The organism is Haladaptatus sp. CMAA 1909 (assembly GCF_043952005.1).
Classification (GTDB): domain Archaea; phylum Halobacteriota; class Halobacteria; order Halobacteriales; family Haladaptataceae; genus Haladaptatus.
The window spans coordinates 179,253-203,867 of the sequence record NZ_JBIOAV010000005.1 but is presented as its reverse complement, the minus strand read 5'-3'; the positions used below and the strand labels follow the sequence as shown (position 1 = coordinate 203,867).

Below are 24,615 nucleotides of genomic sequence, written 5' to 3'. Positions count from 1 at the left end.
CGCGCTAAAGCGCGAGGATTCCTCAAAGAGGATATTGAGGTTGCGCGTTTCCTCGGTTCTCAAGGACGCTTTCGCGTGGAACGTCAACGGTAGCCACCGAATTATGACCGACGGTGTGCGTTACAGCGCGTGGAGCCGTGTCAAAGCGACCTTCCTCCCCATCAACTATAGGCGTCCCCAGAAGTCGAAGACTTCTGGTGTGCGAACGAGACGCAACGCGTCTCGTCAACGCGGAAATCCCACCACGGGATTTCAGGCCGTCCGAGACGGTCCTCAGGTTTCAAGATGCATACTCCCAAGCGTCAATTGCTGGATTGTCGGGAACAACTAGACACTGATTTGATAGACGGAGGAATCTAAGGGAATGAACACTAACTGAACATAGAGGCACACCGTTACACAATGGATCAGTTACAAGACTTGTGCAAGGACATCATAGCCGATGTTGAGACTACTCTTTTGTTTAATCCAAGCAAGTCTCAATATAACAAATGGAAAAGCGACGTCAATACCGTCGTTGTAGGGATCGAGAACAGCGTTGACGAAGAACAGTTTTTCGAGCTCCCAATAGAATTTCAAGACGCGTCCGAACTCTTTCGTTTTGGGGTAACTGGTGCGCTAGATCACGAATTTATTACTGACAGTGAAACCGTGATTTGTGCTGCACAGCTCTTTAGCGATAGCATTGACTCAGTTACACGGATCGACGTTGATCGAAGCGAGACAAGTAAACTCTATGATTTCTTTTATCACTCGCGGGCAGAACAATCGGAGATAAAGGCCATACTTGAGTTAGCGATTGGATTAGGGAAAAGTGGTCAGAAAGGAAAACCGGTCGGAGCACTGTTTTCGATCGGCGATGCAGGCACTGTGATGAATTCGTCTCGATCACTCTCCTACAATCCTTTCGATCAGTCTCACGTTCATGCTGGCGACCCAATTGTCAGTGTGATGTTGAAGGAATTCTCACGCCTCGACGGTGCGTTTGTTATTTCTGATGCGGGGAAAATTGTGAGCGCGTATCAGTATCTCGAACCGTCTATCGACACTCTCGATATTCCAAAAGGACTTGGAACACGGCACAACGCAGCAGCCGCGATTACAGATGAAACAGAGGCGGTCACGATCGTTTTGAGTGAGGGAGATAGTCGCGTCCGGGGTTTCAAAAATGGAGATTCGATCTTCAACATCGATCCGAACCACTACTGATATTCACGGGTCACGATGGTGCTTTAAGAATATCCGAGACAATCCAGCGTTCGGAACAGAACATCGAGCTTGTCAACTTCCGTGAAAATCGCGCCGAGAGCTAGCACGAAATCAGATGGAACCATTTGTATCGACGTAGTTTGATCCGAGCTAATGGTATACATAATCACTACCACCATACTAGACAATGGCAAGCAATTCCCTGTCAGCAGAGATCACTCGCGACGCCGAATCATTCGTGAGTAAGTGGGTCCGTGACGAAGGTGTTCCTGGGGTAAGTGTAGCGATTGTCGACGACAACGACATCCTCTACACCGACGGGTTTGGGGCACGGAAGCTGGAATCAAACGCACCAGCGACGCCAGAGACGCTCTATGGTATCGGTTCGTGTACCAAGTCAATCACCTCCGTAGCAATAATGCAACTCGCCGAGGACGGTCAGCTCTCAGTTGACGATCCCGTCGACGACTATTGTCCACACCTCCGTGACGTCGACGCGAATCCAATCACGATCCATGAGTTGCTCACCCATTCGTCGGGAATGCCCAGCGATGGCAGTCTTTCAGCCCTCATCACACGACTCACAGGCCGCAGTGAGCAGGACCCAAATCAGCCATTAAGTAGTGATGACGATTTTCGACGACATATCGAAAGATCTGTCGATGAACGACTGACTGATCGTGACCGATTTTTCTACTATAATACGGGCTATTATCTCCTCGGCAAAGTCGTCGAAGCAGTCAGCGAGCAACCCTATGCAAAGTACATTCGCGACCAAATTCTCGAACCACTGGCGATGACCCAGTCGTTGTTTTCCAAAGTAGACTTCGAGGCAGTAGAAAATCGAATGACGCCATACAACCAGGAGGATGGAACGGCCGTGGAGGGCAAGCTGGCATTCGACGAACGACTCTACGCTGCGGGTGGAATGATTAGTTCGGTCACGGAGATGGCAAACTATCTCCAGATGTACCTCCGTGATGGAACATTCGACGATCGAGAGGTTCTCTCATCAGCATCGATAGAGACGATGACTAAGCCGTATGCAACGCGTGAGGAATATCTCGACGAACGCGAACAGGGCTACGGCTATGGCGTAGCCGTCGAGGAGTTTCTCGATGACACACTCGTCAATCACGGCGGAATGATGGGAACGACGACAGCATGGTTTGGCTATTTAGCTGGTGCTGGAATCGGTGTCGTAACACTGTGCAACACTGCTCCCGAGAAACGCCCATCGGATTTAGGCAAGGCGCTTCTCGCCATTGTACAGGGTGAATCGCCAACGGCAGTGGTGTCAACGTATATGCTTGAGCAGAAAGCAGAACCGCTGCTCGGAGAATACGCATCGTATCACGATATTCGGACGGCGACCGTCTCGAAGAAGAGTGGTGGCCTTCACATTTCGTTTGATGATCCAGGGTGGTCAGCCGAACACTACGTCTATCCCGAGCGACTGCAGCCGGATGACCACCGCTACTCGTTTATCACGGATACTGGAAAGCGAGTGCCAGTAGAGTTCCACGTCGACGACGAAGAAGTGAGAATGCTGTTTCAGCGGTGGCAACTCGATAAACAGTAACGAGGATACCAAGGATAAAAGAGGACAATCACTGTTCGCTCTCGATTGTTAGACGAGCAAACAATAGACATGGTCTCCGAAGCGTAGTTGAGTATGGACTGTGGCGATATTCCAATTACCGAGTCATAAGCAGCATTGGTAACCCGTTCTCCGTCTGCATCGTGATCTTTGGACCATACGAGATTTCGGTCTCTCCTTGAGCTCCCTCCATTGTCCACTCATAACCAATCGTTGCGAGTACTATCGACGACCTCGAACAGGAAGCCGCCGGGAAAGACAAATAAATCGAGGAACTCGAAGCGCAGGCAGCCATCGAGTGGCAGAGAGAAGCGAAGTAAGACATGCTGAATGAATCCGAGCAGACGAGCCAGCAGTTCGATATCGCTTTCCCGTTTTCCGGTAGGAATCATGTGGTCGGTATCGGAACTGAGAAAAACAACACGGTTGTAGGATGCCTACAGGTATCGAATCGGGTGTGTAGTTCAGTCTGGCAGAACGCACGGTGTGTTCAGTAGTGGGAAAACGTGAAACCATGGTAGTACCCAAGCGACGTATCGTAGAACCGGGCAGCCCGGGGTTCAAATCCTCGTACACCCAATCTGTCCCCATTAACCCGCCATCAAGACAGCAAGTAAGTAATTACAGCCAGCCAATCTCTAGCCAATAATTATTATGGATGGTGTATTGAACCCCTTACTCCGGAGGAACGAACATGCACACATTTGAATCGCCGATCAAGCAGTACCGGACGTCGGCGACAGGTGAACTTCTCTATAGATGTATTCTCTGTGGTGAAACAACTTCAGCGGCAAATTCATATATAGTTTGTCCGAAGTGTGGAGGGAAACTCGAGCGAATCAAGCTTGTAGATTATTCGTAGCACCTTGTTTTAGAAGTATACGATGCGTTCAGTCGGCAAATCGCTCGGTGGTTCCAGCAACAGAGCAGCACATAGGCCCAATTCAGATCAGTCGTTCCGTAGTTCGTCGAAAGCGATGATCACGTACACCAGTCCGACCAACCGGGTCCCGACGTACACCCACGGTTTCCATCGGCAGTCGCTGGCATCGGTATACGCAAGCTGGGTTCCATAATCAACATAGGCACGTGGGAACACCAAGGCAAACAGGCCGATCACACCCAGAAAGCGCTTGAATGTAGAATACGAGTGGTCGCTTCGCCACACAGAAACTAAGATAAAGAGTGCTTCAATCCGCGCACCAGGAACAACCCACGACCGCAATTCACAGTCATCCGGATTATCGAGTGCAAGCTGTTCGGTACGGTTGATGAGTGCTTCTGGCGAAAGTAGTTCAATGATGCCGATTGCCGAGAGGAGCATGCGGAGCATGATTGTATAATTAGATATCCATCATGATGAACCCCGGGAAACGGACGGGACTCGGAGTTACTTGAGTTGTACTCTCAAGGATGTGCGACAAATACTCCGAATAAAAGCAAGTGCATACCAAACAGGACGCGAAAATCGTCCGATTTCCTCCGAAGACTAGAGTATTCCGAATGCAGCTAAGAGATGAGTGATTCCAGCGATGAGAGGAACGAGGATGATCGTTCGCATAATGAACAAGGCAACGAGATCACGGAATTGAATCGGAATATCATTGAACATATCCATAATCATTGGCCCAACACTCGAGAAAAAAATCAGCTGTGAGACGGCGAGCACAGCGACAAAGAACTTTGCTTTCGTAGCAGTTTCGGTCACTAAGAGTACCGGTACGTACATTTCAGTGATACCGACAATCGTAGCGGGAGCGACAGCCTCTGCATTGGGGATCCCCAACGCTGCGATGATCGGGATGAGTGGTTTGCCGAGGATATCGAACACGGGCGTGTAGGCAGATAACATCGTCGCGGCCAATCCAACCGCGAGAATGGTCCCGAGTATGAGTGTCGTGAGTTTCAAGCCATCAACGAATCCACGTTTCGCAGCTTGTGCGAACGTATCACCGTCTCTCGCTTTTTTGGTAGCTTCACTGACCGCGAGTCGAAGATAGTCGCCGAGTGACCCAGTGAACGGGAGTTCGGGATCGGGTTCTGCAATATACTCTTTCGACGTAGTTGCAATAGGCGGTAGCCGAACCAGAATGATAGCAGCGACGACGACACAGAAGAAGTAGGCACCGAAGATGAGTGGAAACAACGGGAGTATCTTGAGCGTCGTGGCAACGATGCCGACGAATCCGATAGAGACGGTTGAGAAACAGGTGGCAATCGTAAAGACATCGCGCTTATGATAGCCACCGTTCTCGAAGACGTTCCGGGTGACGTAGAGACCAACACTGTAGGAACCGACCCACGAAGCGAGACTGTCGAGTGCTGCTCTACCGGGCACCTTAAACAGTGGCTTCATCACCGGGCGTGAGAGCGTACCAACGAACTCGAGACCACCGAGTTCGACGAAGATGGTGATGAAGATGGCACCAATTGGGATGATAACTCCGACGCTATACACTAATGAACCCCACATCAAACCGCCGGTTCCAGCCGTATGAAGCATCTCAGGACCAAGTTTGAAGAACATGATCGGTGCCAGAATGAGTCCAGCGATCCGAAGTCCCCAAAAGACGTTTGACGTCTCGAAGTACGAGAGGTCATAGCTCGAAAATGTACCGTCACCAAGCATTGCGAGCGTCGTTAGGACACCGCCAGTGACGATAATAACCAGCGAATAAATCCCAACCGCAGTCGGGAACGTATCGGTGATGAAACTGACGGCGATATCGAAAGGAACGGTGATTTCTCCGTGGTATGGAATCGGAAGGAGAAAAAAGACACCACCGATAAGAAATGCGATGACAAACTTCAGAACTGGTTGCATTGCGATGTCATCAATATCGATATCGTCGATACTTCTCTGGGAGAGTTCCGTGTTGGTCGTGTAAAGCGTGCTTTCTTCGGACGCCATTAGTTATCTATTCTCATGGCAGCAATTATTAAAGCACCCTCCTCAAGGAGGTATATTTTTATAATTGATTAAATCTTGAAAGACCCCATCTCGACACACCACTCGATGGCAAAGCGTCAAATATGACACGATCAGAGACACAGTCTCGTTTCTCAAATGGAATGTCGTGCTTCACGAAGAAGTTACGAACAGGAACGCAAACAACAATCTCACCACAGACGGGGTTGCCAGAGAGTAGCGTGGTCGGGACGAAAACACGCCCGAGAGGGACACAAATCTAACACGAACACCACCACGAACGCGGTCATGGACGTCCCGAAGTGACACAGTTCGGGACAGACGCCGTATGGCTACTCATGAGTACGGCAGTTGTATCAGCGTCGATCGACTACAAACCAGTGGGAGGGGGAGAACTGGTACCGGCCACCGCGTCTGTGGTCGGGAATCCGTGATTGAAGTCGAGCTCACACCGTTCACTGTCGACCACGAAGGTTGATTCGACTACTGAACCAATACTCTCATTCAACTACTGGCGCAACTCTCCATTCAATGGACCGTCGAACGTTCCTCCGGACAGGGACAGCACTTGCGGGAGGAGCAATGGTGACTGGTTGTCTTGATTCACTCGGGTTCCAACGACAGTCAGCCTGGCGCGACCCTCCGATCGTCAAGAATCGTCCTGCTGCAGTCTACTATCCCGCGTACATGGAGGGAATGGAAATGTATGGGACGGGTAAAGATGGAGAGTATCGCTTTGCATTGATGTACTCGTATCCACATCGGTTTTGGAACGTTAGCGGACAATCGAGTAACAAGGTAGTCGTTCAGCCCGATGACACGCTTCACATGATGGTTTCCACATGGGACGTGAAAACAGGGATAGTCATTCCAGCGGATATCCAGCTCACCATTACAAAAGGAGGGAAAACAGTCGATTCTCGGGCACCGTGGCCGATGATCTCTCAGAATATGGGATTCCACTACGGGGATAATGTGAGTCTGGACGGCAACGGTTCCTACAGCGCGACGATCACGGTCGGATCGATAGGTGTACGCCGAACTGGTTCGATTGCATCCCGATTACCGGACGAAGCGTCCACGACCATCGACTTCGAATTTAACACTGATCAGATTTACGACGTCGAATACCGTGAGTTCGAGGAGAAGGGGGGAAACCGTGACGCTCTTGAGCCGATGGCGATGAAAGCACCAATGGGCCGAGCCCCGTCTCCGAAGTCCATGCTGGGGTCACATGTCGGAACGAATTCGTCCGGTGACGCGGAGTTCGTCGTTGCAGTGGTCGACGGACCGAACCGATTTACCGACACTGGGGAGTCGTATCTCGCTGTTTCGCCGAGAACTCCGTACAATCAGATCGTGCTTCCACGGATGTCATTATCCATGAAGCACGTCCGAAATGGAACGACGGTTTCGAAAGGGACGCTCACGCCGACACTTGACCCGGCACTCGATACTCATTATGGCACTCCGATAGACGACATACGGTCCGGCGATACACTTCGAATCGTGGTCGATTCGCCACCACAACTCGCCCGGCACGATGGGTACGAGACGGCATTCATGGAGATGCCACCAATGGAGTTCACGGTCTAATCAGGACACGAAGGCTGGACTGGCCGTCGGGAGCGAGATGAGCCACAAGCTGATAACAGTATAGCAGATCATTACGAGAATGAACGCGTACTGACTTCGAATAGCTTGTAGGCGGCTCGGAAACGTTGCATAGGCCTGTGAATGCGCGAGCCAAACGGCAAGCAGATGGCCGACCAGGATGAATGCGATGGTCAGCCCGCCGAACCAACCGGGGAGAGTCAGGACAATTGGATTTGCTGGCGGAGAAAGCGGTGAGGCGATCGCAGGAATGAGCGATGGGAGCAGCGAGACGAAGAACCCGAAGTAGTGAGCAAGATGATAGCCGACAGCGATGGCGAGCAGCGGCGGTGCGAACCGGAGGGCGATCGTTCGAGGTGTGAGGTAGGTGCTGGCCGTATTTCGGGCAACGTATGCTGCGAGCCAAAACGCTCCGAGAAAGAGCGCGTATCCAAGAACGAAGAGTAGCCCATAAACGAGAATAGATGGAATCCCGAGGTCAACGATAGCAGTGACGAAGGCAACACCAGATGTCGTCGTGACGAATCCACTGAAGGTGAGTTCCCAGATCAGCGCGATCACGAATGCAACATCAGCATTACTTGCGACGGAGTCGGAATCAGGAAGGTCGAATCCGGGTGGACGAAGCGTCACGCCGCCCTCTGACCATCGAAGTGGTGCAACCTGACCGTAGAAATGGAACGTAACGGACAACGGATCAACGTTCGAGAACCATGAGTCCGGCGTAAAAACGACTGCACCACTGATCGTAATCACAGAGTAAACACAGATAGCCATCGCGAGCAGTGTCGGATCCTTGTTGACAGGAGTGACCGTTTCGAGCCATACGAGCATCAGTAAGCCGACGACAGCGGGCCACCGGTCAAGGGTAGTGGGATACTGACGATCGAGAGTTGGTAGACGCCGTGAAATCGTGCGCCATGGGTTCATCGCTGGCCAAACGTTTCCGACCGTGTAGACGACCATCGTTAGCCCGGCACGGACACCTGCGAATACGAGAATGACGGCGACGTTCACGGTTGGAATCTGTGGTCCGACAAATCCAGTATAAATGATGATAGCGAGGGCGAGAATTCCGATGAACTGAGCGAGGTAGGAGAGGGCTCTCTTGAGTGGAACGCGCATTGGGAGCAGTTTTCGCCAGTCATGAATCGACCGGACGAACGTTCTACTAGTGACAACGCTGGCGAGGATGGCAGATGCACCGATTGCCGCACCGCCAGTTGCTAAATATAACCACTGTGGTACCGCGAGCGTTCGGTTTGAGGCGTCCGAGAGCGCCACAGCCCCATTGCTCGCAGCGACTACGTCGATGAAGATACCTGCCAAAAGCGTTCCAAGGACGGCGATTACGAGCGATCGGCCGAACGCATTCCGCGGAGGTTTACTGGAGGGCATCGAATATTGAGAGTTCGAAAGCATGCCAATTGTAGTTGTCGAAGGAACCGCGACACAGGAGAGTTCCTCGGTAGGAGAAATTTGATCGAATACGTGCTAGAGCAGTCGAGATTCACGATATTCGAGGATTGCACCAGAATACCCTTAGTCAAACCGTGGCAATCTCGCCCAATGGCATTTCATCTCGGTCAGACCCTGATACCGCGATATCGATTACGTTTCGGAATAGGCTCAACTTCGTGGGACCGCACCGGTATGGAAATATACAATGAGTAACGAATCGCCAGCGGCAACCAACACCAATCAGTTGTCCGAGCGTCGCTTTGGGTCAGATCTCCAGTATCGTTATTTGGCAGGTGTCACACTCGTAAGTACGTACGTTCTCATGCTTCTCGGTGCATACACGAGTGCCATCGGCGCTGGGCTTTCGTGCCCCGATTGGCCGATGTGTTACGGGACTCTTATCCCATTCTTTCACCCCGAAATCGTCGCTGCATCACCATACACGGCAGGCCAAATCTTCGCCGAATGGGCCCATCGTGGTGTCGCGATGGTCGTCGGGCTACTTATTCTTGGTACAGCAATTACCGCGTGGCGACGTGAGATGCCATCGACCTCCTCTTGGATCAAGCCATCACACGAGAGTTACACCGCATTGCCAGTGACACATGGTGGTAGTAATCGATTGGTTACGGTGGAGTGCGTCGTTTTCTGCGTCATTTTCTGCGAAATGGAGGGGATCGCGAGAGCGATCCCCTCTATTACAACGGTATAATCACGGCTACTGTAGGGATAGAAGAAACGAGTCGTACTATCGGCGGGAATCGTATCGGAAACGCCGGTTCTACAATTGCGACAGAAGGGAAGACCAAGAATTGGAATTTCACTCCCACTCAAAAGTCAGCCGATAGCACTGTTTGCGTGCATCAATCACAGACGGTTGTGAGTCGACGAGATTTTGCTCTTGCAGCTGGGTTAACGCCGAGCGGATGGTTCGTTGTGGAAGGAGCGTTGCCTCTGCAAGTTCGGGCTGAGTCAGCAGATCATTGTGCTGAAGTACCTTTGCAACCAGTTTAGCACTCGGTGTGAGTTCCGTTAGCTTCTCAAGAGCAGACGAACGCGACAGAGAGGGGCTATCTCGCGATGAGGCTTCGAAACAAGTCACTGTATGAGTGCTCAAACTACTATGGGCAATAGTCCGTCGAATCGACAGGCCACATAGTGAAACAATCGTGGCCATTTCCTCTGATCACCCATAACCAACAAGCCTTAAAAATACATAATAAAGTTATATAATACATAATTTTTGGAACTAGAAATATATCTATATACAAATCTACTCTACTATATTTAATTTAGCCGTTAATTTAATTAATTTCTGCTGTCGACATTTGATTGGATCATGAACCCCAATCGACGGCGGTTCTTGAAAGGTGCGAGTATCGCTGGGCTCACCACGATCAGCGGTGTGGCGCTCACTGGGACAACCACGGCGGCGTCCTATACAATCGACAGCGACCTCCGACAGACCGTTGGAATCTCGGGCAGTCAGCTCGATTCGGCAGTCGACTCGATATCACCAGGCAGTCCGCTCGTCGGTCTGGGTGACACCTGGGTTGATGTTCAGAACACGCGGAACATCAACGCGGTGTACATGGCAGCCCACGCTGCCCTCGAATCAGCGTGGGGCCGAAGCAACATCGCACAAGAGAAAAACAACATCTACGGCTTCGACGCACGCGATATCTGTCCGGCAGAGTGTGCCGATGGATACGCCTCATTCGAACAGTGTGTCCGTGAAGTGATGGCGTACGTCGATCAGGAGTATCTCTCCCCGGACGGAACCTACTACGAAGGCTCGACACTCAGGGGAATGAACGTCCACTATGCGACGGACGATCGGTGGGCGGAGAAAATCGCGAGTATCATGAACGATATCGCTGCTGAACTTCCGTCCGGTGGCGGAGGAGGCGGTGGGGGCAGTGGATTTGCTGACGGTGAGCAGGTCATACCGACAACTAATCTGAACACACGCGAGCAGCCAGGGACCGACCAACCCATCGTTGCGACCATCTCCCCGGGAGAGGTCGGCGAAATCATGAACGGGCCCACTGAGAAAGGCGGTTACACGTGGTGGGGAGTCCACTGGCTCGACCGAAACGTCTGGGGCTGGTCGGTCGAGCAATACCTCGATTCGGCATAGATCGTTCGCTCAACACTTCCAAAACCCAACCATCATAATGACCCGAAAATTCAGCCGACGATCCGCAATCAAATCGATTGGCACCGCAGCAACAGGTATCAGCATCACCACAGCGCTCACCGGCACCGCAAGCGCGTTTAGTGACGGTGAGCAGGTCGAAGCAACAACCGCACTGAACACACGCGAACAGCCCGGAACCGACCAACCCATCGTTGCTACTGTGAACGACGGCGAAGTCGGCGAGATCATGAATGGGCCCACCGAGAAGGGTGGTTATACGTGGTGGGGCGTTCACTGGCTTGACCGAAACGTCTGGGGTTGGTCGGTTGAACAATACCTCACGTCCACCAGTGGCGGTGGCGGCGGTTCCAAACCATCGGTTTCGTTCGACCAAGCTGCGTCGGGCAATTATAGCAGTGCAAATCGAACAGCGAGCGACATTCGGTGGATAATCATTCACACAATCGAGGGGTCCTATGAAGGCGGCATTAGCGTGTTCAACGACCCGAATTCCGGGGTGAGTGCCCACTACGTGATCGGCAATAGCACTGGACAGCGGACTCAAATGGTTCGTGATGACGACATCGCCTATACCGCCGGAAATTGGGATTACAACACAGCGGGTATCAATATCGAGAATGAAGGATACGCAGCCGAAAGCCATCCCGACCAGCTCTATCAGAATCTTGCCTCGATCGTGAGTTGGGCATGCGAAGAGTATGGAATTCCAAAGTCCCACCCGACAGGTGTTGCGCCGGCAGATCCGGCTGATGGAGCAGGCATAATCGGCCACGCACAGGTTCCAGACCCGAACAATCCAAGTGTTGGTGGCGGTGCAAACCATCACCACGATCCAGGCGATGGCTGGGAGTGGGATTATTTCATGAGTCTGTTGTAAAAGTCGACTTACCATAAATCATGATTTTTTGATTGTTTTCTAGTCATAATTAAACGACACCAAACTCGATTCGGTATACTGCCCCAATTCCTGCTCAATATCCGATTTTCGCCACCCAAGCGGTGACACCATACTCGCTGCCGCACGAACCAACAACTCCCGATAAAATCCAATATCATATCTGTATAACTCTTCACTCGCCAACATCACCGACTCTCACGATTTCTTCGCATCGTCGTTAGTATTCAATACTAACCAAGGGCTTTTCGAGGAATGAGATTCTGCGACCAGGGCCATCTCACGGAGTAGTCCCGACCTGCCCGCTATGACGACGAAATGCTTGCGTCCATCACGAATCGCAAACCCGACGAACTTGCAAGTAAGGCGTGGCGCGAGCGCGATGAGGCCGGTCGCTACTCACTCTGGTCGAAGGGCAGTGGTGAGATACGGTCTTACTTAGACGCATCAGAGCTGGCTGATTGGATTCGCCTGAAAGAGTCCGGGGTGAGCAAGAAATACTCGCAAGAACTTGCCCGGCGGACGATAGACGCGATGCATGAACTCTCGAACGGACGGCTCGGGAAGATCAAGCGCCAACGGTCCAAAGACGGACTGAGCTACCAAGAGACCCGGCTCGTGCTTAAGTCGGACGTCGATCTTCCCGGTGAGGTTTCGAAGGAGAACACGGACGACACTCCGAGCACAGACGGGGTTGCCGGAGAGTACCGCGATCGGAACGAAAACACGCCCGAGAGGGACACAACTCTAACACGAATACCCACACAACCGCGGTCGTGGACGTCCCGAATTGACACAGTTCGGTACAGACGCAGTATGGCTACTTGTGAGTATGGTAGTTGTATCGGCATCTATCGGCTAGAAACCAGCGGGAGGGGGGAGAAGTCCTACCGGCCACCGTGTTTGTGATCGGAGCGACGTAGTCGACTGGTGGCAAAGTCCGACTGTCCACGTCCGTGTCTTAGACGCTTCGGAACCGCGAAAAAGTCCGCTCTGTCAATCTGGCTGATACGGATCGGTTGCAGTATCGAGTCGATAGACATCTTGCGCTGCATCGAAATCGTCATCGAATGCATAGAGGTAGCCGAGTCCTTCAGTCTGCATGTAGGCGACGATACAGGCGTCGACAAAGGAGAATTTTTCATACTGCCGAAAGAGTGCTTTTGCGGTGGCGAAAGAGTCAGCGGTCAGAAATTCAATGTGGAAGCGTGCGTTCTCCTCTAGCCGGTCAAGGAAGTCCGTCGCAGCGTCGTGCCCAGCGTGCGTCGTCAGTCCGTTTAGCGTCTCCGCAAGCACGTAATCAAGGACGACTGCCTCCGGAAGTGATGCTGTATCTACATCCTGTACAATCGGGAGTGCAGCGTCGTGTGCGCTGTCTCGACGATAGGCGGCAGCGAAGAGAACGGTTGTGTCGATGAGTGCGCGTGGCATTTAGTTGACGTCGACGCCCCAGGCGTCGTGGTCAGTCGTTACGTCAGTCTCGTCGTCGCCGTCGTAGCCGCCGAAGTCACTAAACGTACCACTTCGGCGTTGGACGACGTAAATACGAACCGTACCGTCATCTTGGAGCTGCCAACGAAGTTTATCACCATCATCGATATCGAGTTCCCGACGAATTCGCGCGGGAATATTCGCTTGATTCCCCGAGACTTTGCTTTCGGAATCCACACTCTCACTGCTCATACAGACCATGAGGGGAGCGCTCGATATAAATGTAGTGTGTGCTCACACTACCATCGATCTCACCGATGCTGAAGAGAAGAATAGTCGAGTGCAGGCATCCATATCACGGGACTTCCTGCGCGATTATGAGACCGAAGAAAGTATTGACGATGATCGCCGAACCTCGCCGCGGAAGCAACCAATGCAGGTCGCCAGCTCTTCGAGACGGTCCAGCGTTCGGAACAGAACACCGAGCTCGTGAATTTCTGAGAAAAGCGTGCCGAGAGCCAGCAAGTCGAGGACAAGTACCTCGATGTCCTCGAGCATGCGAAGAGCGTTGCCAAGACGAATAACGTGATGGTTGCACGGTTAGGCTATCGAGAAGTTGCAACCCACTACGGCTGTGCGTACAAGAACGATGCCTATCGGGTGATGGAAGAGATGGCCGAACGGGTGCCCGGCGTGACCTACAAAGAGTCACGGACGCTGTGTGTAGACGACGCAATGGGCGTCGGTGGCCACCACATCGAAATCACGTTCGCCCACCTCGACCTCGCCGGGTGGATGCGAGCACACGAAGCGAACTCGGGAGGGAACTAACCCCGGACGGAGCAGATTATAACGTTATAATCACGGGGGTTCGGAGAACCCCCCGCTCGAACCACGCCACCACACGAGATTCACACCGCATTGCCGGTGACACATGGTGGTAGTAGTGTGTTGGGTACGGTGGAGTGCGTCTTTTTCTGCGTCTATTTCTGCGAAAGGGAGGGGGTCGCTCTCGCGATCCCCCTCTATTACAACGGTATAATCGACGGCACCCATTAGCGACAATCAAGGACAGCATGAATGAGAACGTGCCGACGTGTTCCGAGCCGACGAGTCAGCATCTGGATATCGTCTCCTGTCATCTGTTAAGACGGGTGTGACAGATACGGAGGATTGATTCATCGGACAGACATCGACTTGATGAGCCAGAACGGTCTTTACTAGACTCAACGATTTAGGTGCTTATGGTGAACGAGACAAACTCGAATGAGGCGACGGGGAAACTTGTCGTGGGAACATTCTTGACACTCGATGGAGTGATGCAGGCACCAGGTGGTCCGGACGAGGACCGTGACGGTGGCTTCGACTATGGCGGATGGTCGGTCAACTACTGGGATGAGGAGATGGGCGAGGTCATGGACGGTCAGTTCACAGAGACTGACGCGCTGCTGCTCGGCAGAAAAACATACGAGATCTTCGCTGCACACTGGCCCAATGTCGATGCGGAGGACGACCCCGCGGCGGAGAAACTGAACAGTATGCCCAAGTACGTCGCCTCCAGAACCCTCGATGCGGTAGACTGGAACAACTCGACGCTCCTCTCGGACGATGTCGCCGAGGCCGTCGAGGACCTCAAGAACGAACGAGGGGACGTGATCATAGTACAGGGGAGCCACGATCTGATCCAGACCCTACTTGCACACGATCTCATCGACGAGTTCTGGCTCTGGATCTTCCCCTTAGTCTTGGGAGACGGAAAGCGGTTGTTCGCGAATGGAACGATTCCAGCAGCCCTTGAGCTGACGACTGCCGAGACATCAAGTACGGGAGTCCAGATGATCCGATTTGACCGAGCAGGGGAGATCGATTACGGCTCGTTCGCGTTGGATGATGGGGCGGAGTGATTGTACTAGCATTCGAATCACGCAACGGGACAAACGCCATCCAATCATAGTGGGCTTCATGTTCGAGCCGAGTTGCCACCTGCTCGGAAATCTCCTTCGTAAGCGCAGACAACGACATCCGTTCCTCGCCTTCGATCGACGTAACCCACACGCTATCGACGATGCCATGCACAATCCGCCATCCATTCTCCTAGAGCACTGCTTTCGTCTCTAACAGAATTTCCCGTGCAAACGCGTTGATCGCTTCGTGGCACTAGCACGTGCCGTCGAAAAGTCGCCATCACCATGCACCGACACGTAGATCGTCGGCGTATACGATTCATCGATCTCGCAACTCACCTCCGTCTCGGTCACCGACCAGGTGTGCACGTCGCCGTCGACGTAGTCGATTTTGTACACCATCGCCTCATCCTCGATCGTTCAAGTCGTCCTCGACATGATCGAGTCGATCTTCCAAATCGTCGATCTGGGTCTGTTGTTCAAGCAGGATCGAAATGAGGATCGGCGTCTCGACGAACAGGGGCTTGTGAACCGTGCTGGGATCGATATGCAGCTGGGCATACTCGAGGAGTTGATCGAATATCGCCTGGTCAGTCGGCCGAAGTGCTCGGCGATACTCATCCCATCCGGCCTCGATTTGGCTTGTATGACTCATTGCAGGTAGACACGACCACCGAGATATCCTTAGGCAAGCCAGGGTCGCTTCCGAATATTCCAATACAGAACGTGCCAACTTCAACCTCTCCGAGTGACCACCGTGCGGGGGCGGCACAGCAAAGGGTAGAATACTCGCTCTCCACTATTGGTGGAGACGGGGTCATGTCACCGATAGAAACCCACCGGACACTCACGTTGTCTCTGAACATTCGGCCACGCTGAGTCCCACATTTTGTGCACCCATTCTCGATGAAGACGAGCTGATGTCGAACGAATTGGCCGGTACGTTTGCAGTGAATTCCACACCGATCCGACGGACAGCTGGAACGAGGTTCTCGATAGCTCGATTCCGCTTCGGCTGATGCAGTTGGACGCGACTCTGCCGTGGTCAATCAGAATCGTTTTCGCTATTCACCGCTGGAGCATATTGAGAGTTAGTGGACGTGATACTAGCGGATGAAGGTTCTCAGCTCGTTTGCCACTTTATCGATGAAACTGAGAGATTGAGCAGCGACGGTGGATTGTTTGGTGGAGAGACTTTCATAGACTAATTAACCATCGCCAATTACTGACTCATATCACCAAGTTATATTGATGTGCAGCGCTCACGGCTAGCTATGAGGTTTACGAGTAGTCTCGAGGAAGTAGCCGACCCCATCTGGGATGCCATCCTCGAACATCCGATGGTCCAAGAGTTAGGGGCCGGGACCCTTGACGAAGAACCATTCAGATATTGGGTCGAACAAGACTACATTTACTTAATCGACTATGCACGAGTGTTCGCGCAGGGTGCAACGAAGGCGTCCAACCTCGAACGGATGGGCACATTCGCTGAACTCCTCGATTCGACGATCAACACGGAGATGGACTTACATCGCGAGTATGCAGCTGAATTCGGCATCTCAGAAGAGGAGTTAGAAAGTACTGAACCCTCGCCCACCACGAGAGCGTACACCGACTTTCTGGTTCGTACCGCGACGACGGGAACGTTCGGCGATCTCGTGGCTGTTCTCCTGCCCTGTATGTGGGGTTTCAACGAGACAGGAAAGCGACTCGCAGAAGCGGGATTACCTAACGATGACCGATATGCTGCGTGGATCGAGATGTATGCAGGCGACGAGTTTACGGGACTGACGACGTGGTGTATGGAGTTGATGGATGACGTCGCTGAGGACAAAAACGAGGTCGAGCGCGACCGCTATCAGGACTTGTTCCAGACCTCTGGGCGCTACGAATACCACTTCTGGGATGCCGCTTGGCAACAGGAGAAATGGTCGGTATGACTCACTACGAGACTGAGATTTCGAATGTTCCTGAGACCTTCAAAGAGTATACTAAGACGTACGAGATACCTCGATTCACGGACTGGCTTCGCGAACGTGCGGAACCCGAGTGGACAAATGCAACAACCCATCGCTTTACGAGTGAACTTGGAGCCGGAAATCTCGACGATGACGTCTTCCAGCGGTATCTCGTACAAGATTACGCCTTCGTCGAGACACTTGTTGGCGTTTTTGGACACGCTGTTGGGGATGCACCGACTATGGAATCGAAGTCGCGACTCGTCGACTTTCTCGGAGTACTCACTGCCGACGAAAACGATTACTTTGAACGTTCGTTCGAGGCACTGGACGTTCCCCAAACCGAGTACGCCGATTCCAACTTGACACCGACAACACGTGTCTTCGAAGACCTCCTAGAGCGGGCAGCGAAAGAAGGCGATTATGCCGAGACGCTTGCAGTTCTTGTTCCCGCGGAATGGGTCTACTTGGAATGGGCAACCCATGTCGAAGATGATTCACCAGCACGGTTCTATCTCGAGGAATGGATTGATCTTCATACGAACGAGGAATTCAGAGCCTTCGTCGCATGGCTTCGAGATGAACTAGACCGGGAAGGAAAAGCCGTATCACTCCGCCGTCAACGACGAATAGAACGGCTATTCCGACGAACAGTATCACTCGAAGTCGCCTTCTTCGAAATGGCGTACAGTCCGTCTAATCATGACTGAGACGCCAACTGATGTGACAGCCACCGAAGGAGGGACGGTCCGCAATTATCTAAGCGAGATGGGACCATCGTGGGTTGCGGGGTCAATCGCTGCAGGGCCTGCAACGATGGCGAGTCTAATCGCAGCAGGCGCGAGATTTAATTATGCGCTGCTATGGGTTGTGATTCTCTCCGCGGTCGCCGGTGCACTCGCACAGTATCTTGCGATGCGTTTGGGCCTGTTTACCGAGCAAGGAATCGTCAATATCGTTGAGGAGTACCTTGGAAGATGGTGGTCTTGGATCCTCGTCATCGACGTGGTGATCGCAGCTGGCGTCGCACAGCTTGTTATCATGAATACCGTCGCTTCCGTCTCCTCGACAATAACCGGAATCGAAGCCAGGATATGGGGCCTAACCTGGGCGTTAATTCTCTCTATCGGTCTCGCAGGGCGAGGATATCGCTTTATTGAATTCGTGGCCAAGCTCCTCATCACAGCGGTTGTCCTCACGTTTGTCGCGTCCTTGTATGTCGTCCCGCTTGATCCTGGGAATGCGGCTCAGGGACTCGTCCCATCACTTCCATCTGGTAGTGCGGTTGTGGCTGCGGGCATCCTAGGTGGTGCGGTTCATATCACATTGATCACAATGCACTCATACACGATGCGAGCCCGTGGATGGACTGACCGTGAGTTTGGCCTCGCAACTTTCGATATCCTTACCTCGATGCTTATTGCGTTCGGTATCTACAGCATTGCAATCTTTCTTGTCACCGCCAGCGTGATTACCGACCCCAACCTGACGACCGTGAGTGCGGCTCAGGCACTCGGTCCACTCGTTGGGTCGAGTGCAAAATGGCTCTTCTTATTTGGGCTCGGTGGTGCGGCGGTTTCAACGCTCGGTGGAAACACGATCGTTCCGCCGTTCGTCGTCGCAGACAAACTTGGCTGGGGGACAACGGTGGAAGATTCCCGGTATCGAGTTCTACTCGCCGCAGTCGCCCTACTGTCCGCTCTCGGCGCATTCATTGGGGGAGAAGTCATCGGGCAACTCGCGCTTGTGCTCGCACTCGGAACGGTGGGGACGCCATTCGCCATTGTTGTCGTCTTGTACCTCCTGAACTCCAAGGCGGTATCTGAACCAAACTCGGTTTTAGCCAACAGTGGAGGTCTGGCATTACTTTTTGTCTCCGGATCGCTCGCGGTAAACTTCGTCCGTGAACAGATTTCTGGTGGCATCAACCTATTGTCTGGAGCTGTTCTGGCATTCGCCATTATTATTGGAATAGCGACAATTGTGCTGATCGGGAAGTATATGCACGAGGAGGCAGCCATCACATGACCGACGTCAACTTTCCACTCACTGGCTCAACTCTAATTGTTGGCCCCTCTCAGGTCGGCAAGACTCGGCTCACCGCCTTGGCACTCAACGCTTGGATTGAACGTGAGGGTATTGAGGGTGTTGTCGTTCTGGAATTTGCACCAGAGGTCGAACGCAATGGATGCCTGCTTGGCGGCCGGCTTGACCGCTTTACGACGATTCCTGCAGGGGTGTGGTACGCCATTCTCGATGCGCACGCTCCTCGAACTGACAGCGAAACAGATGAGGAATCGGTCGCACTCGCCAGCGATAATGCCGAACGAGCGGAACGAATTCTCGATGCAGCTCCCAAACCCCGAGTAGTATTTGTCAATGATTCCACTATACCGTTTCAGCATGCGAGATCTGATCTTCAAAAGTTCACGACCTATTGTACAGACGCAGAATGCGTAGTGATGAACGCTTTTGAGAGCACTGAACTCGGGACAGACGATCCAGTCTCGCGTCGCGAACATGAGACACTCAAGATTCTTCGAGAATGGGCCGATCGAACGATTTCACTAAGGTAGATAAACAAGGTCCCTCTCAGAAGTTGGCCTGATCGCCCAGTATGGCAGTTCTAGTCAGCTCGAAGGATCAACATTGAGGCTGAAGCGGTCTCATTGTGCATTACTGTGCGGTCAGTTTCACGGGTGTGGATGGATTTGTACCCATGGATCTGAGGGGTTGTCCTTCGGAAAGAGTAGAGAACAGAAGAAGCCAAGGGACAGGACCGCTACGCATCGAGAAAGTAACCCGAGAGTTAGTTTGTCTCCAGAACAGAGTGTGTCTATGGTCACACTTGAGGTAGCCTTGCCTGACCGCATTAAGAGCGATATTGATCGGCTTGTCGAACAAGGTGATTTTCTGAATCAAGAACAAGCGGTCGAAGAGCTTCTCTCACTGGGGTTATCGGCCCAGGAAACCGGCGATGAATCCAATGAGGAGTTGGATGAAGATCTGTTTACGCAAGCTGTCGATGAGCAACAGGATCCGGCCGACCAGTACAACGATCCGCTCTAACCTACCTCCATTCCCTGATCGTATGGTTCAATCGGCGGATAATATTCAGTCACGCCGTGGAACCTCCAAACTGACGGGAGTAAACGGCATCGATTGGAATATATCCGTAAAATGTAACTATTGGTATTTATTACTTATATACCTCTGCAGAGATCATACTGTTGGGCTGATTAAGGTGCTCCTCCACATATCTCAGTACAGAAACGAACGGTCAGGATAGGTCGAGTGCCTAGGACTTGGCCCCAAGTAGGTCACTCTGACATTCTCTTCCCTTCTGGTGATAGTGACGATTCACCGATGGACTCTTTGATAATCGTTTCTTCCGCGCGATGGAGCACGCCGCTCGCAGCCGATGGATTCACGTCGAATTCCTTTGCTAACTCTGTGAGAGTGCACTCACGTGGATTATCGTAATATCCACGCTTGACCGCAGTGGTGATAAATTCGTGTTGTCGATCCGTGAGCAACGCACTCGGGTTGTACGCTTGTGTTATCGATTGAACTTCATACGGAATATCGGCAGCGTCCATTTCTTCGGGAAACTGTGATAACTGCTCGTGTGCAGCTGTATGCTCAGCTGTTAACCATCCATCTTGTAAGTGAGCGGGGAATCGCGGCAGGATCCCCGACGCACGAAGGGCTTGATTTGATTCAGTCTCCGGAACCAGATACTGAATTGCGACTGTCTGTTCATTATTGTACAGCACCTCATACGACATTCCCGGAGTATCGTCGAAATGTCGTATGACAGTTTCCGGTTTCAGTGTGTCGATCTCTACAAGTCCGATGATTCCATCGTCCGCGGGGTGGCTCGATAGTATTCTAAATTCTTCGTTCGGTAACTCGGTCGATATCACGGCTAGCGGGTCTGGGCATGCTGCAGCGTTGAACGTGAGCTGAACGCGGGGCATCGTGCATGATAGTCATACGCCAAGCAACATAAACGATAAAAACGACTACATTCGGAATCGCGATTGTGCGCTCTGTTCGATCCTGAGAATGGAGTGTCAGCAAATCTGCAGTGCAGGCCAACTGTCGAAGGTGAATATATTTACCCGAATATCCACAGCGCTATCTTCCGTTCTCCAAGTCATGGTGTCATCAAATCACTATCGAACCACCACCCACGAACAGACCGAAAACCACCAACACCAGTGGCTACTACAAAAAGGAGCTGAACGCCGATGACCGCTTCCTCGCTGAACATCCTTGTTGTCCAAGGAACAATTCGAGACGGACGAAGTTCGATCCATCCTGCTCGCTATGTCACCGCTCAGTTCCGTGAGAATGGCCACGATGCCGAGTTATTCGACATGAAGAACTACGAGATTCCGCTGTTCAGAAACCAGCGGAACGCAGTCGACGATCCACATCCCGATGTAGATGAGTTTGGTCAGAAAGTGGAAGCGGCACAGGCACTCGTCATTGTCGCGCCGGAATACAACCATTCGATTCCAGGGACACTGAAGAATCTACTCGATCACCTCTACCCCGAGTACGAGGATACAGCGTTTTCGTACGTCACCGTCTCAGCGGGAGGATTCGGTGGTGTTCGAGCACTCAGCCATCTCCACGATATCACACTGGAGTTCAACGCGCATCCTGGGCCCGATCTGCCCGTCTCGAACGTACGTGATGCCTTCGGCGAGGACGGCACCCTCATTGACAAGACATACGAGGATCGGTTCGAGGAGTTTGCGGAACAGGTTGTTGAGCATGCTGAACAGTTCGTCCCGTCTACTGTCAGCACAACCCCGGAGACTAGCGTATGAATTCGATCGAGTCTTCTGTTGGTGACTGGCTTGGCGTAGAGGTCGGTTCACACGACCGTGGGGGTGGACGCGAGTTCACCCTCGAGGGACGAGAGATCGGCCACATCCACCGTGGTAAACTCGTCGACATCCCGTTTACCAAGCGCATTCGGACTGTCCTTATCGAGGAGAACCGGGCCGAAAAGCACCACGTCATGCCCGATTCTGGATGGGTTTCCTATCGCATTCAGTCGAACGAAGACATCGAGGGAGCACTCTGGCTCCTCCGCGTCGCCTATCTCTACCACGTAATCATGATGCGAAAACGTGAGGAGTATTCTCTGGAAGATGGAGTGGATATCGACGCAGCACTCATCGAGTTGGATATGAGCGACACGTTAGAAGACGTGTTCAGCGAGGAGAGAGCTGCATGAATGGCGAGACGACACTCTCGCACCCGCGACTCGCTCAGGGAACGTTGTTGCTCGCTAGTATGCTGACCATCATGGCGGGAGCGACAATTTCTCCAGCGCTGCCTGCGATTCAGCGAGAGTTTGCACACACGCCGAATGCTGAAGTCCTCGTTGGGCTCGTCCTCACGATGCACGGGCTGTTTATCGCAGTCGGTTCACCCATTATCGGCGCGCTTGCCGATCGATACGGCCGCCGATGGTTGTTCCTCGTTTCGACAGTCGTGTACGCACTCGCTGGTGGCTCAGGGTTCGTGTTGGATTCGTTGATAGCGATCCTCGCCGGTCGAGCGGTGCTGGGGCTGGCCGTTGCGGGCGTGATGGTAACGGTGACCGCACTGATCACTGACTACTACGAGGAGAACCGCCGGGATACGATCCTCGGACGACAGGGTGCGTTCATGTCCCTCGGTGGCGTCATTCTGTTGCCGCTCGCGGGTGTACTCGCCGATATCGGTTGGCGGGTTCCGTTTCTCGTCTATACGGTAGCGTTAGTGCTCCTCCCGGCAATGGCATTCTGGTTGCCAGAGCCGAGCCACCGAGAACCAACTGGGGACCGTCCGACGAGTCTCGATGACCTCCTCCGGACGCTCACCCAACTCCCACTCGGAACACTCGGACTTATCGCCGCGCTCGGGTTGGTTGGTCAAATCATCTTCTACATGACTCCTCTCCAGATTCCATTCTATCTCGAAACCCAAACAGGAGCAAGTAGCACAGTGATCGGCGCTGCATTAGCGGCGTCAACGGGAGCCGGTGGGGTCGCTTCACTGCTCTATGGCCGTATCCGTCGATCCCTGAGTGTGATCGGTATCGTTGCGCTCACATTTGGATTCATGAGTGTTGGATATACCGTAATCGGCGTGAGTGGGACGGTTTTCGGTGTTGTTGTTGGTCTAACGATCGCGGGTACTGGCAGTGGATTTCTCCTGACAAATCTCAATGCGTGGATCGCGGCGGTCACTCCCGAACCAGTTCGCGGTCGGGCGCTCAGTGTTCTGACGAGCACGTTTTTCCTTGGTCAGTTTCTCTCACCACTTGTGGTCCAGCCAATAAGCGACAATCTGGATCTTGGAACGACCTTCGTTGGGGTGGGGGTCCTACTAGCGGGTGGAGCGATCGTGTTCGCTCTTGCACCCGTGTACGTTATACCACCAACCGAATCTGATTTAGCTCACTGATCAACCATGAAATCACTCGATTGACTAGTACGATTGAGAGACGCGCGATCATCATACACTGGCCATAACTAGAACCGGAGCACGAACGACACCTGACACGCTACGGGAATTCGACGGACACTTCGAAGGAAACGGACGATCCGAATAATTGGAGCATACACCGACCATGGATACAACTACCCAACGAGAACTCGCACAGACCTTTCAGAACCGCCACACAGAGACAACCGCTGGTCCGCTCGTCCTCCCGAATTCGTGGGACGCCGCCAGTACCATCATCTACGAAGCGAGCGGACTCTTGACCGAGCGTCAACGAGAGTTTATTACTGAAGCGGTTGAACGCGGCTACTACGACATTCCACGTGGCTGTACGCTCGTCGAGCTTGCAGAAAGGTTCGGAGTCAGTCAATCGGCGGCTAGTGGCGTTCTGCATCGGGGTGAAGGGCAGATTATCAAGAAGTTCATCTCGTAGGATGTTCTAAAAATTGAGTTCCGTTGCTAGTTTTTACCGTTTCGCACTGCTGTTGCCGACATACAATCGAGACAGCCGAACACTTCGTCGTCGTTATTCCCGAAAACACGGGCGAATTCCGGCGTTATAAACGGACCACAATTCCGACATCGACGCCCATTGTGACTGGCATTCTCTTGGTTCGCTTGTTGTGGCTGATGCATGGTCGAAGAAACTGTTCAGGCGTTGTTCATCCGTTGGCGGGTTTCAGCCCCACACTGCGTGCATACCGTGATACGATATGGTTCCCGTGAGAACGCAGCGTTTTCCTTTTTGTTACTTTCCGTGACGAGTTCGACCGATACACTGTGGGGTGTCTTCGCCGCACAGTTTTCGCACTGTTCAACTATTTCGTTTGAGTTAGACTGTGGTACAGACATTGTGATCATTCTGGAAGATGTGGGAGATTCAGCAATCTCGAAGTAGTGTCGAAGCAGTTTCCCACTCTCTACTAGATGATAGTTGTCGGCG

Annotated in this window: 28 protein-coding genes, 1 tRNA gene and 1 pseudogene; 18 read left to right on the top strand and 12 right to left on the bottom strand. The window is 52.6% G+C overall.

All coding sequences use genetic code 11. The annotated features are described in order from the left end of the window. Window positions 1–402: 402 nt before the first annotated feature. Both dacZ and ACGYLY_RS26910 read left to right on the top strand, forming a co-directional pair. Window positions 403–1,209 carry a diadenylate cyclase DacZ gene (gene dacZ / locus ACGYLY_RS26915; protein WP_395285682.1) on the top strand — a complete coding sequence of 269 codons (807 nt, stop codon included), beginning with the start codon at window positions 403–405 and terminating at the stop codon, window positions 1,207–1,209. A gap of 187 nt (window positions 1,210–1,396) precedes the next feature. Further along, window positions 1,397–2,791: a serine hydrolase gene (locus tag ACGYLY_RS26910; protein ID WP_395285683.1), complete on the top strand. Its 1,395-nt coding sequence runs from the start codon at window positions 1,397–1,399 to the stop codon at window positions 2,789–2,791. 218 nt (window positions 2,792–3,009) lie between these two features. Here ACGYLY_RS26910 and ACGYLY_RS26905 read toward each other — a convergent pair whose 3' ends face one another. Continuing rightward, entirely contained in the window at window positions 3,010–3,201 is a 192-nt protein-coding gene (locus ACGYLY_RS26905) for a hypothetical protein (protein ID WP_395285684.1), read from the bottom strand. Window positions 3,202–3,262: 61 nt separating this feature from the next. Here ACGYLY_RS26905 and ACGYLY_RS26900 point away from each other — a divergent pair. After that, window positions 3,263–3,388: transfer RNA gene (locus ACGYLY_RS26900), tRNA-OTHER, on the top strand. Between the two features lie 370 nt (window positions 3,389–3,758). On the opposite strand, the gene ACGYLY_RS26895 is transcribed toward ACGYLY_RS26900, so the two are convergent. Both ACGYLY_RS26895 and ACGYLY_RS26890 read right to left on the bottom strand, forming a co-directional pair. Next, window positions 3,759–4,142 carry a hypothetical protein gene (locus ACGYLY_RS26895; RefSeq protein ID WP_395291307.1) on the bottom strand — a complete coding sequence of 128 codons (384 nt, stop codon included), beginning with the start codon at window positions 4,140–4,142 and terminating at the stop codon, window positions 3,759–3,761. A gap of 156 nt (window positions 4,143–4,298) precedes the next feature. After that, window positions 4,299–5,720 carry a YjiH family protein gene (locus ACGYLY_RS26890; RefSeq protein ID WP_395285686.1) on the bottom strand — a complete coding sequence of 474 codons (1,422 nt, stop codon included), beginning with the start codon at window positions 5,718–5,720 and terminating at the stop codon, window positions 4,299–4,301. A gap of 549 nt (window positions 5,721–6,269) precedes the next feature. Between ACGYLY_RS26890 and ACGYLY_RS26885 the strand changes: the two genes are divergently transcribed. Then, complete coding sequence (locus tag ACGYLY_RS26885) at window positions 6,270–7,334, top strand: iron transporter (RefSeq protein ID WP_395291310.1); 1,065 nt, start codon at window positions 6,270–6,272, stop codon at window positions 7,332–7,334. Here ACGYLY_RS26885 and ACGYLY_RS26880 read toward each other — a convergent pair whose 3' ends face one another. After that, on the bottom strand, window positions 7,335–8,750 hold the full coding sequence (locus tag ACGYLY_RS26880; protein WP_395285687.1) for a hypothetical protein: 1,416 nt from the start codon (window positions 8,748–8,750) through the stop codon (window positions 7,335–7,337). It abuts the gene before it with no gap. Window positions 8,751–9,018: 268 nt separating this feature from the next. Here ACGYLY_RS26880 and ACGYLY_RS26875 point away from each other — a divergent pair, with 268 nt between their 5' ends. Then, complete coding sequence (locus ACGYLY_RS26875; protein ID WP_395285688.1) at window positions 9,019–9,525, top strand: heme A synthase; 507 nt, start codon at window positions 9,019–9,021, stop codon at window positions 9,523–9,525. A gap of 108 nt (window positions 9,526–9,633) precedes the next feature. Here ACGYLY_RS26875 and ACGYLY_RS26870 read toward each other — a convergent pair whose 3' ends face one another. Next, window positions 9,634–9,876, bottom strand: a complete 243-nt coding sequence (locus tag ACGYLY_RS26870) for a MarR family transcriptional regulator (protein ID WP_395285833.1) — start codon at window positions 9,874–9,876, stop codon at window positions 9,634–9,636. Between the two features lie 276 nt (window positions 9,877–10,152). On the opposite strand from ACGYLY_RS26870, the gene ACGYLY_RS26865 reads away from it, so the two are divergent. After that, window positions 10,153–10,953, top strand: a complete 801-nt coding sequence (locus ACGYLY_RS26865) for a glucosaminidase domain-containing protein (RefSeq protein ID WP_395285689.1) — start codon at window positions 10,153–10,155, stop codon at window positions 10,951–10,953. 37 nt (window positions 10,954–10,990) lie between these two features. Beyond that, a complete protein-coding gene (locus ACGYLY_RS26860) occupies window positions 10,991–11,851 on the top strand; it encodes an N-acetylmuramoyl-L-alanine amidase (protein ID WP_395285690.1) in 861 nt (286 codons plus the stop codon). Window positions 11,852–12,865: 1,014 nt separating this feature from the next. Here ACGYLY_RS26860 and ACGYLY_RS26855 read toward each other — a convergent pair. The 3 genes from ACGYLY_RS26855 to ACGYLY_RS26845 all read right to left on the bottom strand — a co-directional run bounded on the left by ACGYLY_RS26855 (window position 12,866) and on the right by ACGYLY_RS26845 (window position 13,858). Further along, entirely contained in the window at window positions 12,866–13,300 is a 435-nt protein-coding gene (locus ACGYLY_RS26855) for a type II toxin-antitoxin system VapC family toxin (protein WP_395285691.1), read from the bottom strand. Beyond that, window positions 13,301–13,552 carry an AbrB/MazE/SpoVT family DNA-binding domain-containing protein gene (locus ACGYLY_RS26850; protein ID WP_395285692.1) on the bottom strand — a complete coding sequence of 84 codons (252 nt, stop codon included), beginning with the start codon at window positions 13,550–13,552 and terminating at the stop codon, window positions 13,301–13,303. A 123-nt stretch (window positions 13,553–13,675) separates the two neighbouring features. Next, a complete protein-coding gene (locus ACGYLY_RS26845; protein WP_395285693.1) occupies window positions 13,676–13,858 on the bottom strand; it encodes a hypothetical protein in 183 nt (60 codons plus the stop codon). Between the two features lie 30 nt (window positions 13,859–13,888). Between ACGYLY_RS26845 and ACGYLY_RS26840 the strand changes: the two genes are divergently transcribed. Together ACGYLY_RS26840 and ACGYLY_RS26835 are read left to right on the top strand one after the other, a co-directional pair. Next, entirely contained in the window at window positions 13,889–14,131 is a 243-nt protein-coding gene (locus ACGYLY_RS26840) for a hypothetical protein (protein ID WP_395285694.1), read from the top strand. A 413-nt stretch (window positions 14,132–14,544) separates the two neighbouring features. Next, entirely contained in the window at window positions 14,545–15,204 is a 660-nt protein-coding gene (locus ACGYLY_RS26835) for a dihydrofolate reductase family protein (protein ID WP_395285695.1), read from the top strand. Here ACGYLY_RS26835 and ACGYLY_RS26830 read toward each other — a convergent pair. Beyond that, a pseudogene (locus tag ACGYLY_RS26830) lies at window positions 15,200–15,457 on the bottom strand (DNA polymerase I); the annotation flags it as partial. The gene ACGYLY_RS26835 and the pseudogene ACGYLY_RS26830 overlap by 5 nt on opposite strands. Before the next feature lie 153 nt (window positions 15,458–15,610). Further along, window positions 15,611–15,859 carry a hypothetical protein gene (locus tag ACGYLY_RS26825; RefSeq protein WP_395285696.1) on the bottom strand — a complete coding sequence of 83 codons (249 nt, stop codon included), beginning with the start codon at window positions 15,857–15,859 and terminating at the stop codon, window positions 15,611–15,613. Between the two features lie 619 nt (window positions 15,860–16,478). Between ACGYLY_RS26825 and tenA the strand changes: the two genes are divergently transcribed. The 5 genes from tenA to ACGYLY_RS26800 all read left to right on the top strand — a co-directional run bounded on the left by tenA (window position 16,479) and on the right by ACGYLY_RS26800 (window position 20,231). Beyond that, on the top strand, window positions 16,479–17,144 hold the full coding sequence (gene tenA / locus ACGYLY_RS26820) for a thiaminase II (protein ID WP_395285697.1): 666 nt from the start codon (window positions 16,479–16,481) through the stop codon (window positions 17,142–17,144). Beyond that, a complete protein-coding gene (locus ACGYLY_RS26815; RefSeq protein ID WP_395285698.1) occupies window positions 17,141–17,872 on the top strand; it encodes a TenA family protein in 732 nt (243 codons plus the stop codon). The genes tenA and ACGYLY_RS26815 overlap by 4 nt, the downstream gene beginning before the upstream one ends. Further along, window positions 17,865–19,190: a divalent metal cation transporter gene (locus tag ACGYLY_RS26810; RefSeq protein ID WP_395285699.1), complete on the top strand. Its 1,326-nt coding sequence runs from the start codon at window positions 17,865–17,867 to the stop codon at window positions 19,188–19,190. Before ACGYLY_RS26815 ends, ACGYLY_RS26810 begins: the two co-directional genes overlap by 8 nt. Then, window positions 19,187–19,738, top strand: coding sequence for a hypothetical protein (locus tag ACGYLY_RS26805; protein WP_395285700.1), 552 nt, complete (start codon window positions 19,187–19,189; stop codon window positions 19,736–19,738). The genes ACGYLY_RS26810 and ACGYLY_RS26805 overlap by 4 nt, the downstream gene beginning before the upstream one ends. A 262-nt stretch (window positions 19,739–20,000) precedes the next feature. Beyond that, entirely contained in the window at window positions 20,001–20,231 is a 231-nt protein-coding gene (locus tag ACGYLY_RS26800) for a CopG family transcriptional regulator (protein ID WP_395285701.1), read from the top strand. Between the two features lie 251 nt (window positions 20,232–20,482). Here ACGYLY_RS26800 and ACGYLY_RS26795 read toward each other — a convergent pair whose 3' ends face one another. Next, entirely contained in the window at window positions 20,483–21,142 is a 660-nt protein-coding gene (locus ACGYLY_RS26795; RefSeq protein ID WP_395285702.1) for a helix-turn-helix domain-containing protein, read from the bottom strand. Window positions 21,143–21,415: 273 nt separating this feature from the next. On the opposite strand from ACGYLY_RS26795, the gene ACGYLY_RS26790 reads away from it, so the two are divergent. The 4 genes from ACGYLY_RS26790 to ACGYLY_RS26775 all read left to right on the top strand — a co-directional run bounded on the left by ACGYLY_RS26790 (window position 21,416) and on the right by ACGYLY_RS26775 (window position 24,105). Continuing rightward, window positions 21,416–22,003: an NADPH-dependent FMN reductase gene (locus tag ACGYLY_RS26790; RefSeq protein ID WP_395285703.1), complete on the top strand. Its 588-nt coding sequence runs from the start codon at window positions 21,416–21,418 to the stop codon at window positions 22,001–22,003. After that, window positions 22,000–22,416: a luciferase family protein gene (locus tag ACGYLY_RS26785; protein WP_395285704.1), complete on the top strand. Its 417-nt coding sequence runs from the start codon at window positions 22,000–22,002 to the stop codon at window positions 22,414–22,416. Before ACGYLY_RS26790 ends, ACGYLY_RS26785 begins: the two co-directional genes overlap by 4 nt. Further along, window positions 22,413–23,633, top strand: coding sequence for an MFS transporter (locus tag ACGYLY_RS26780; protein ID WP_395285705.1), 1,221 nt, complete (start codon window positions 22,413–22,415; stop codon window positions 23,631–23,633). The genes ACGYLY_RS26785 and ACGYLY_RS26780 overlap by 4 nt, the downstream gene beginning before the upstream one ends. Before the next feature lie 166 nt (window positions 23,634–23,799). Next, complete coding sequence (locus ACGYLY_RS26775) at window positions 23,800–24,105, top strand: helix-turn-helix domain-containing protein (protein ID WP_395285706.1); 306 nt, start codon at window positions 23,800–23,802, stop codon at window positions 24,103–24,105. Between the two features lie 218 nt (window positions 24,106–24,323). Here the strand turns inward: ACGYLY_RS26775 and ACGYLY_RS26770 are convergent, their stop codons facing one another. Beyond that, window positions 24,324–24,524 carry a hypothetical protein gene (locus ACGYLY_RS26770; RefSeq protein ID WP_395285834.1) on the bottom strand — a complete coding sequence of 67 codons (201 nt, stop codon included), beginning with the start codon at window positions 24,522–24,524 and terminating at the stop codon, window positions 24,324–24,326. Window positions 24,525–24,615: the final 91 nt, after the last annotated feature.

What these genes read in the sequence shown, in the direction of transcription:
- dacZ (WP_395285682.1), top strand. Translation starts at nt 403, where the DNA reads ATGGATCAGTTACAAGACTTGTGCAAGGACATCATAGCCGATGTTGAG.
- ACGYLY_RS26910 (WP_395285683.1), top strand. Translation starts at nt 1,397, where the DNA reads ATGGCAAGCAATTCCCTGTCAGCAGAGATCACTCGCGACGCCGAATCA.
- ACGYLY_RS26905 (WP_395285684.1), bottom strand. Translation starts at nt 3,201, where the DNA reads ATGATTCCTACCGGAAAACGGGAAAGCGATATCGAACTGCTGGCTCGT.
- ACGYLY_RS26895 (WP_395291307.1), bottom strand. Translation starts at nt 4,142, where the DNA reads ATGCTCCGCATGCTCCTCTCGGCAATCGGCATCATTGAACTACTTTCG.
- ACGYLY_RS26890 (WP_395285686.1), bottom strand. Translation starts at nt 5,720, where the DNA reads ATGGCGTCCGAAGAAAGCACGCTTTACACGACCAACACGGAACTCTCC.
- ACGYLY_RS26885 (WP_395291310.1), top strand. Translation starts at nt 6,270, where the DNA reads ATGGACCGTCGAACGTTCCTCCGGACAGGGACAGCACTTGCGGGAGGA.
- ACGYLY_RS26880 (WP_395285687.1), bottom strand. Translation starts at nt 8,750, where the DNA reads ATGCCCTCCAGTAAACCTCCGCGGAATGCGTTCGGCCGATCGCTCGTA.
- ACGYLY_RS26875 (WP_395285688.1), top strand. Translation starts at nt 9,019, where the DNA reads ATGAGTAACGAATCGCCAGCGGCAACCAACACCAATCAGTTGTCCGAG.
- ACGYLY_RS26865 (WP_395285689.1), top strand. Translation starts at nt 10,153, where the DNA reads ATGAACCCCAATCGACGGCGGTTCTTGAAAGGTGCGAGTATCGCTGGG.
- ACGYLY_RS26860 (WP_395285690.1), top strand. Translation starts at nt 10,991, where the DNA reads ATGACCCGAAAATTCAGCCGACGATCCGCAATCAAATCGATTGGCACC.
- ACGYLY_RS26855 (WP_395285691.1), bottom strand. Translation starts at nt 13,300, where the DNA reads ATGCCACGCGCACTCATCGACACAACCGTTCTCTTCGCTGCCGCCTAT.
- ACGYLY_RS26850 (WP_395285692.1), bottom strand. Translation starts at nt 13,552, where the DNA reads ATGAGCAGTGAGAGTGTGGATTCCGAAAGCAAAGTCTCGGGGAATCAA.
- ACGYLY_RS26845 (WP_395285693.1), bottom strand. Translation starts at nt 13,858, where the DNA reads ATGCTCGAGGACATCGAGGTACTTGTCCTCGACTTGCTGGCTCTCGGC.
- ACGYLY_RS26840 (WP_395285694.1), top strand. Translation starts at nt 13,889, where the DNA reads ATGGTTGCACGGTTAGGCTATCGAGAAGTTGCAACCCACTACGGCTGT.
- ACGYLY_RS26835 (WP_395285695.1), top strand. Translation starts at nt 14,545, where the DNA reads ATGGTGAACGAGACAAACTCGAATGAGGCGACGGGGAAACTTGTCGTG.
- ACGYLY_RS26825 (WP_395285696.1), bottom strand. Translation starts at nt 15,859, where the DNA reads ATGAGTCATACAAGCCAAATCGAGGCCGGATGGGATGAGTATCGCCGA.
- tenA (WP_395285697.1), top strand. Translation starts at nt 16,479, where the DNA reads ATGAGGTTTACGAGTAGTCTCGAGGAAGTAGCCGACCCCATCTGGGAT.
- ACGYLY_RS26815 (WP_395285698.1), top strand. Translation starts at nt 17,141, where the DNA reads ATGACTCACTACGAGACTGAGATTTCGAATGTTCCTGAGACCTTCAAA.
- ACGYLY_RS26810 (WP_395285699.1), top strand. Translation starts at nt 17,865, where the DNA reads ATGACTGAGACGCCAACTGATGTGACAGCCACCGAAGGAGGGACGGTC.
- ACGYLY_RS26805 (WP_395285700.1), top strand. Translation starts at nt 19,187, where the DNA reads ATGACCGACGTCAACTTTCCACTCACTGGCTCAACTCTAATTGTTGGC.
- ACGYLY_RS26800 (WP_395285701.1), top strand. Translation starts at nt 20,001, where the DNA reads ATGGTCACACTTGAGGTAGCCTTGCCTGACCGCATTAAGAGCGATATT.
- ACGYLY_RS26795 (WP_395285702.1), bottom strand. Translation starts at nt 21,142, where the DNA reads ATGCCCCGCGTTCAGCTCACGTTCAACGCTGCAGCATGCCCAGACCCG.
- ACGYLY_RS26790 (WP_395285703.1), top strand. Translation starts at nt 21,416, where the DNA reads ATGACCGCTTCCTCGCTGAACATCCTTGTTGTCCAAGGAACAATTCGA.
- ACGYLY_RS26785 (WP_395285704.1), top strand. Translation starts at nt 22,000, where the DNA reads ATGAATTCGATCGAGTCTTCTGTTGGTGACTGGCTTGGCGTAGAGGTC.
- ACGYLY_RS26780 (WP_395285705.1), top strand. Translation starts at nt 22,413, where the DNA reads ATGAATGGCGAGACGACACTCTCGCACCCGCGACTCGCTCAGGGAACG.
- ACGYLY_RS26775 (WP_395285706.1), top strand. Translation starts at nt 23,800, where the DNA reads ATGGATACAACTACCCAACGAGAACTCGCACAGACCTTTCAGAACCGC.
- ACGYLY_RS26770 (WP_395285834.1), bottom strand. Translation starts at nt 24,524, where the DNA reads ATGTCTGTACCACAGTCTAACTCAAACGAAATAGTTGAACAGTGCGAA.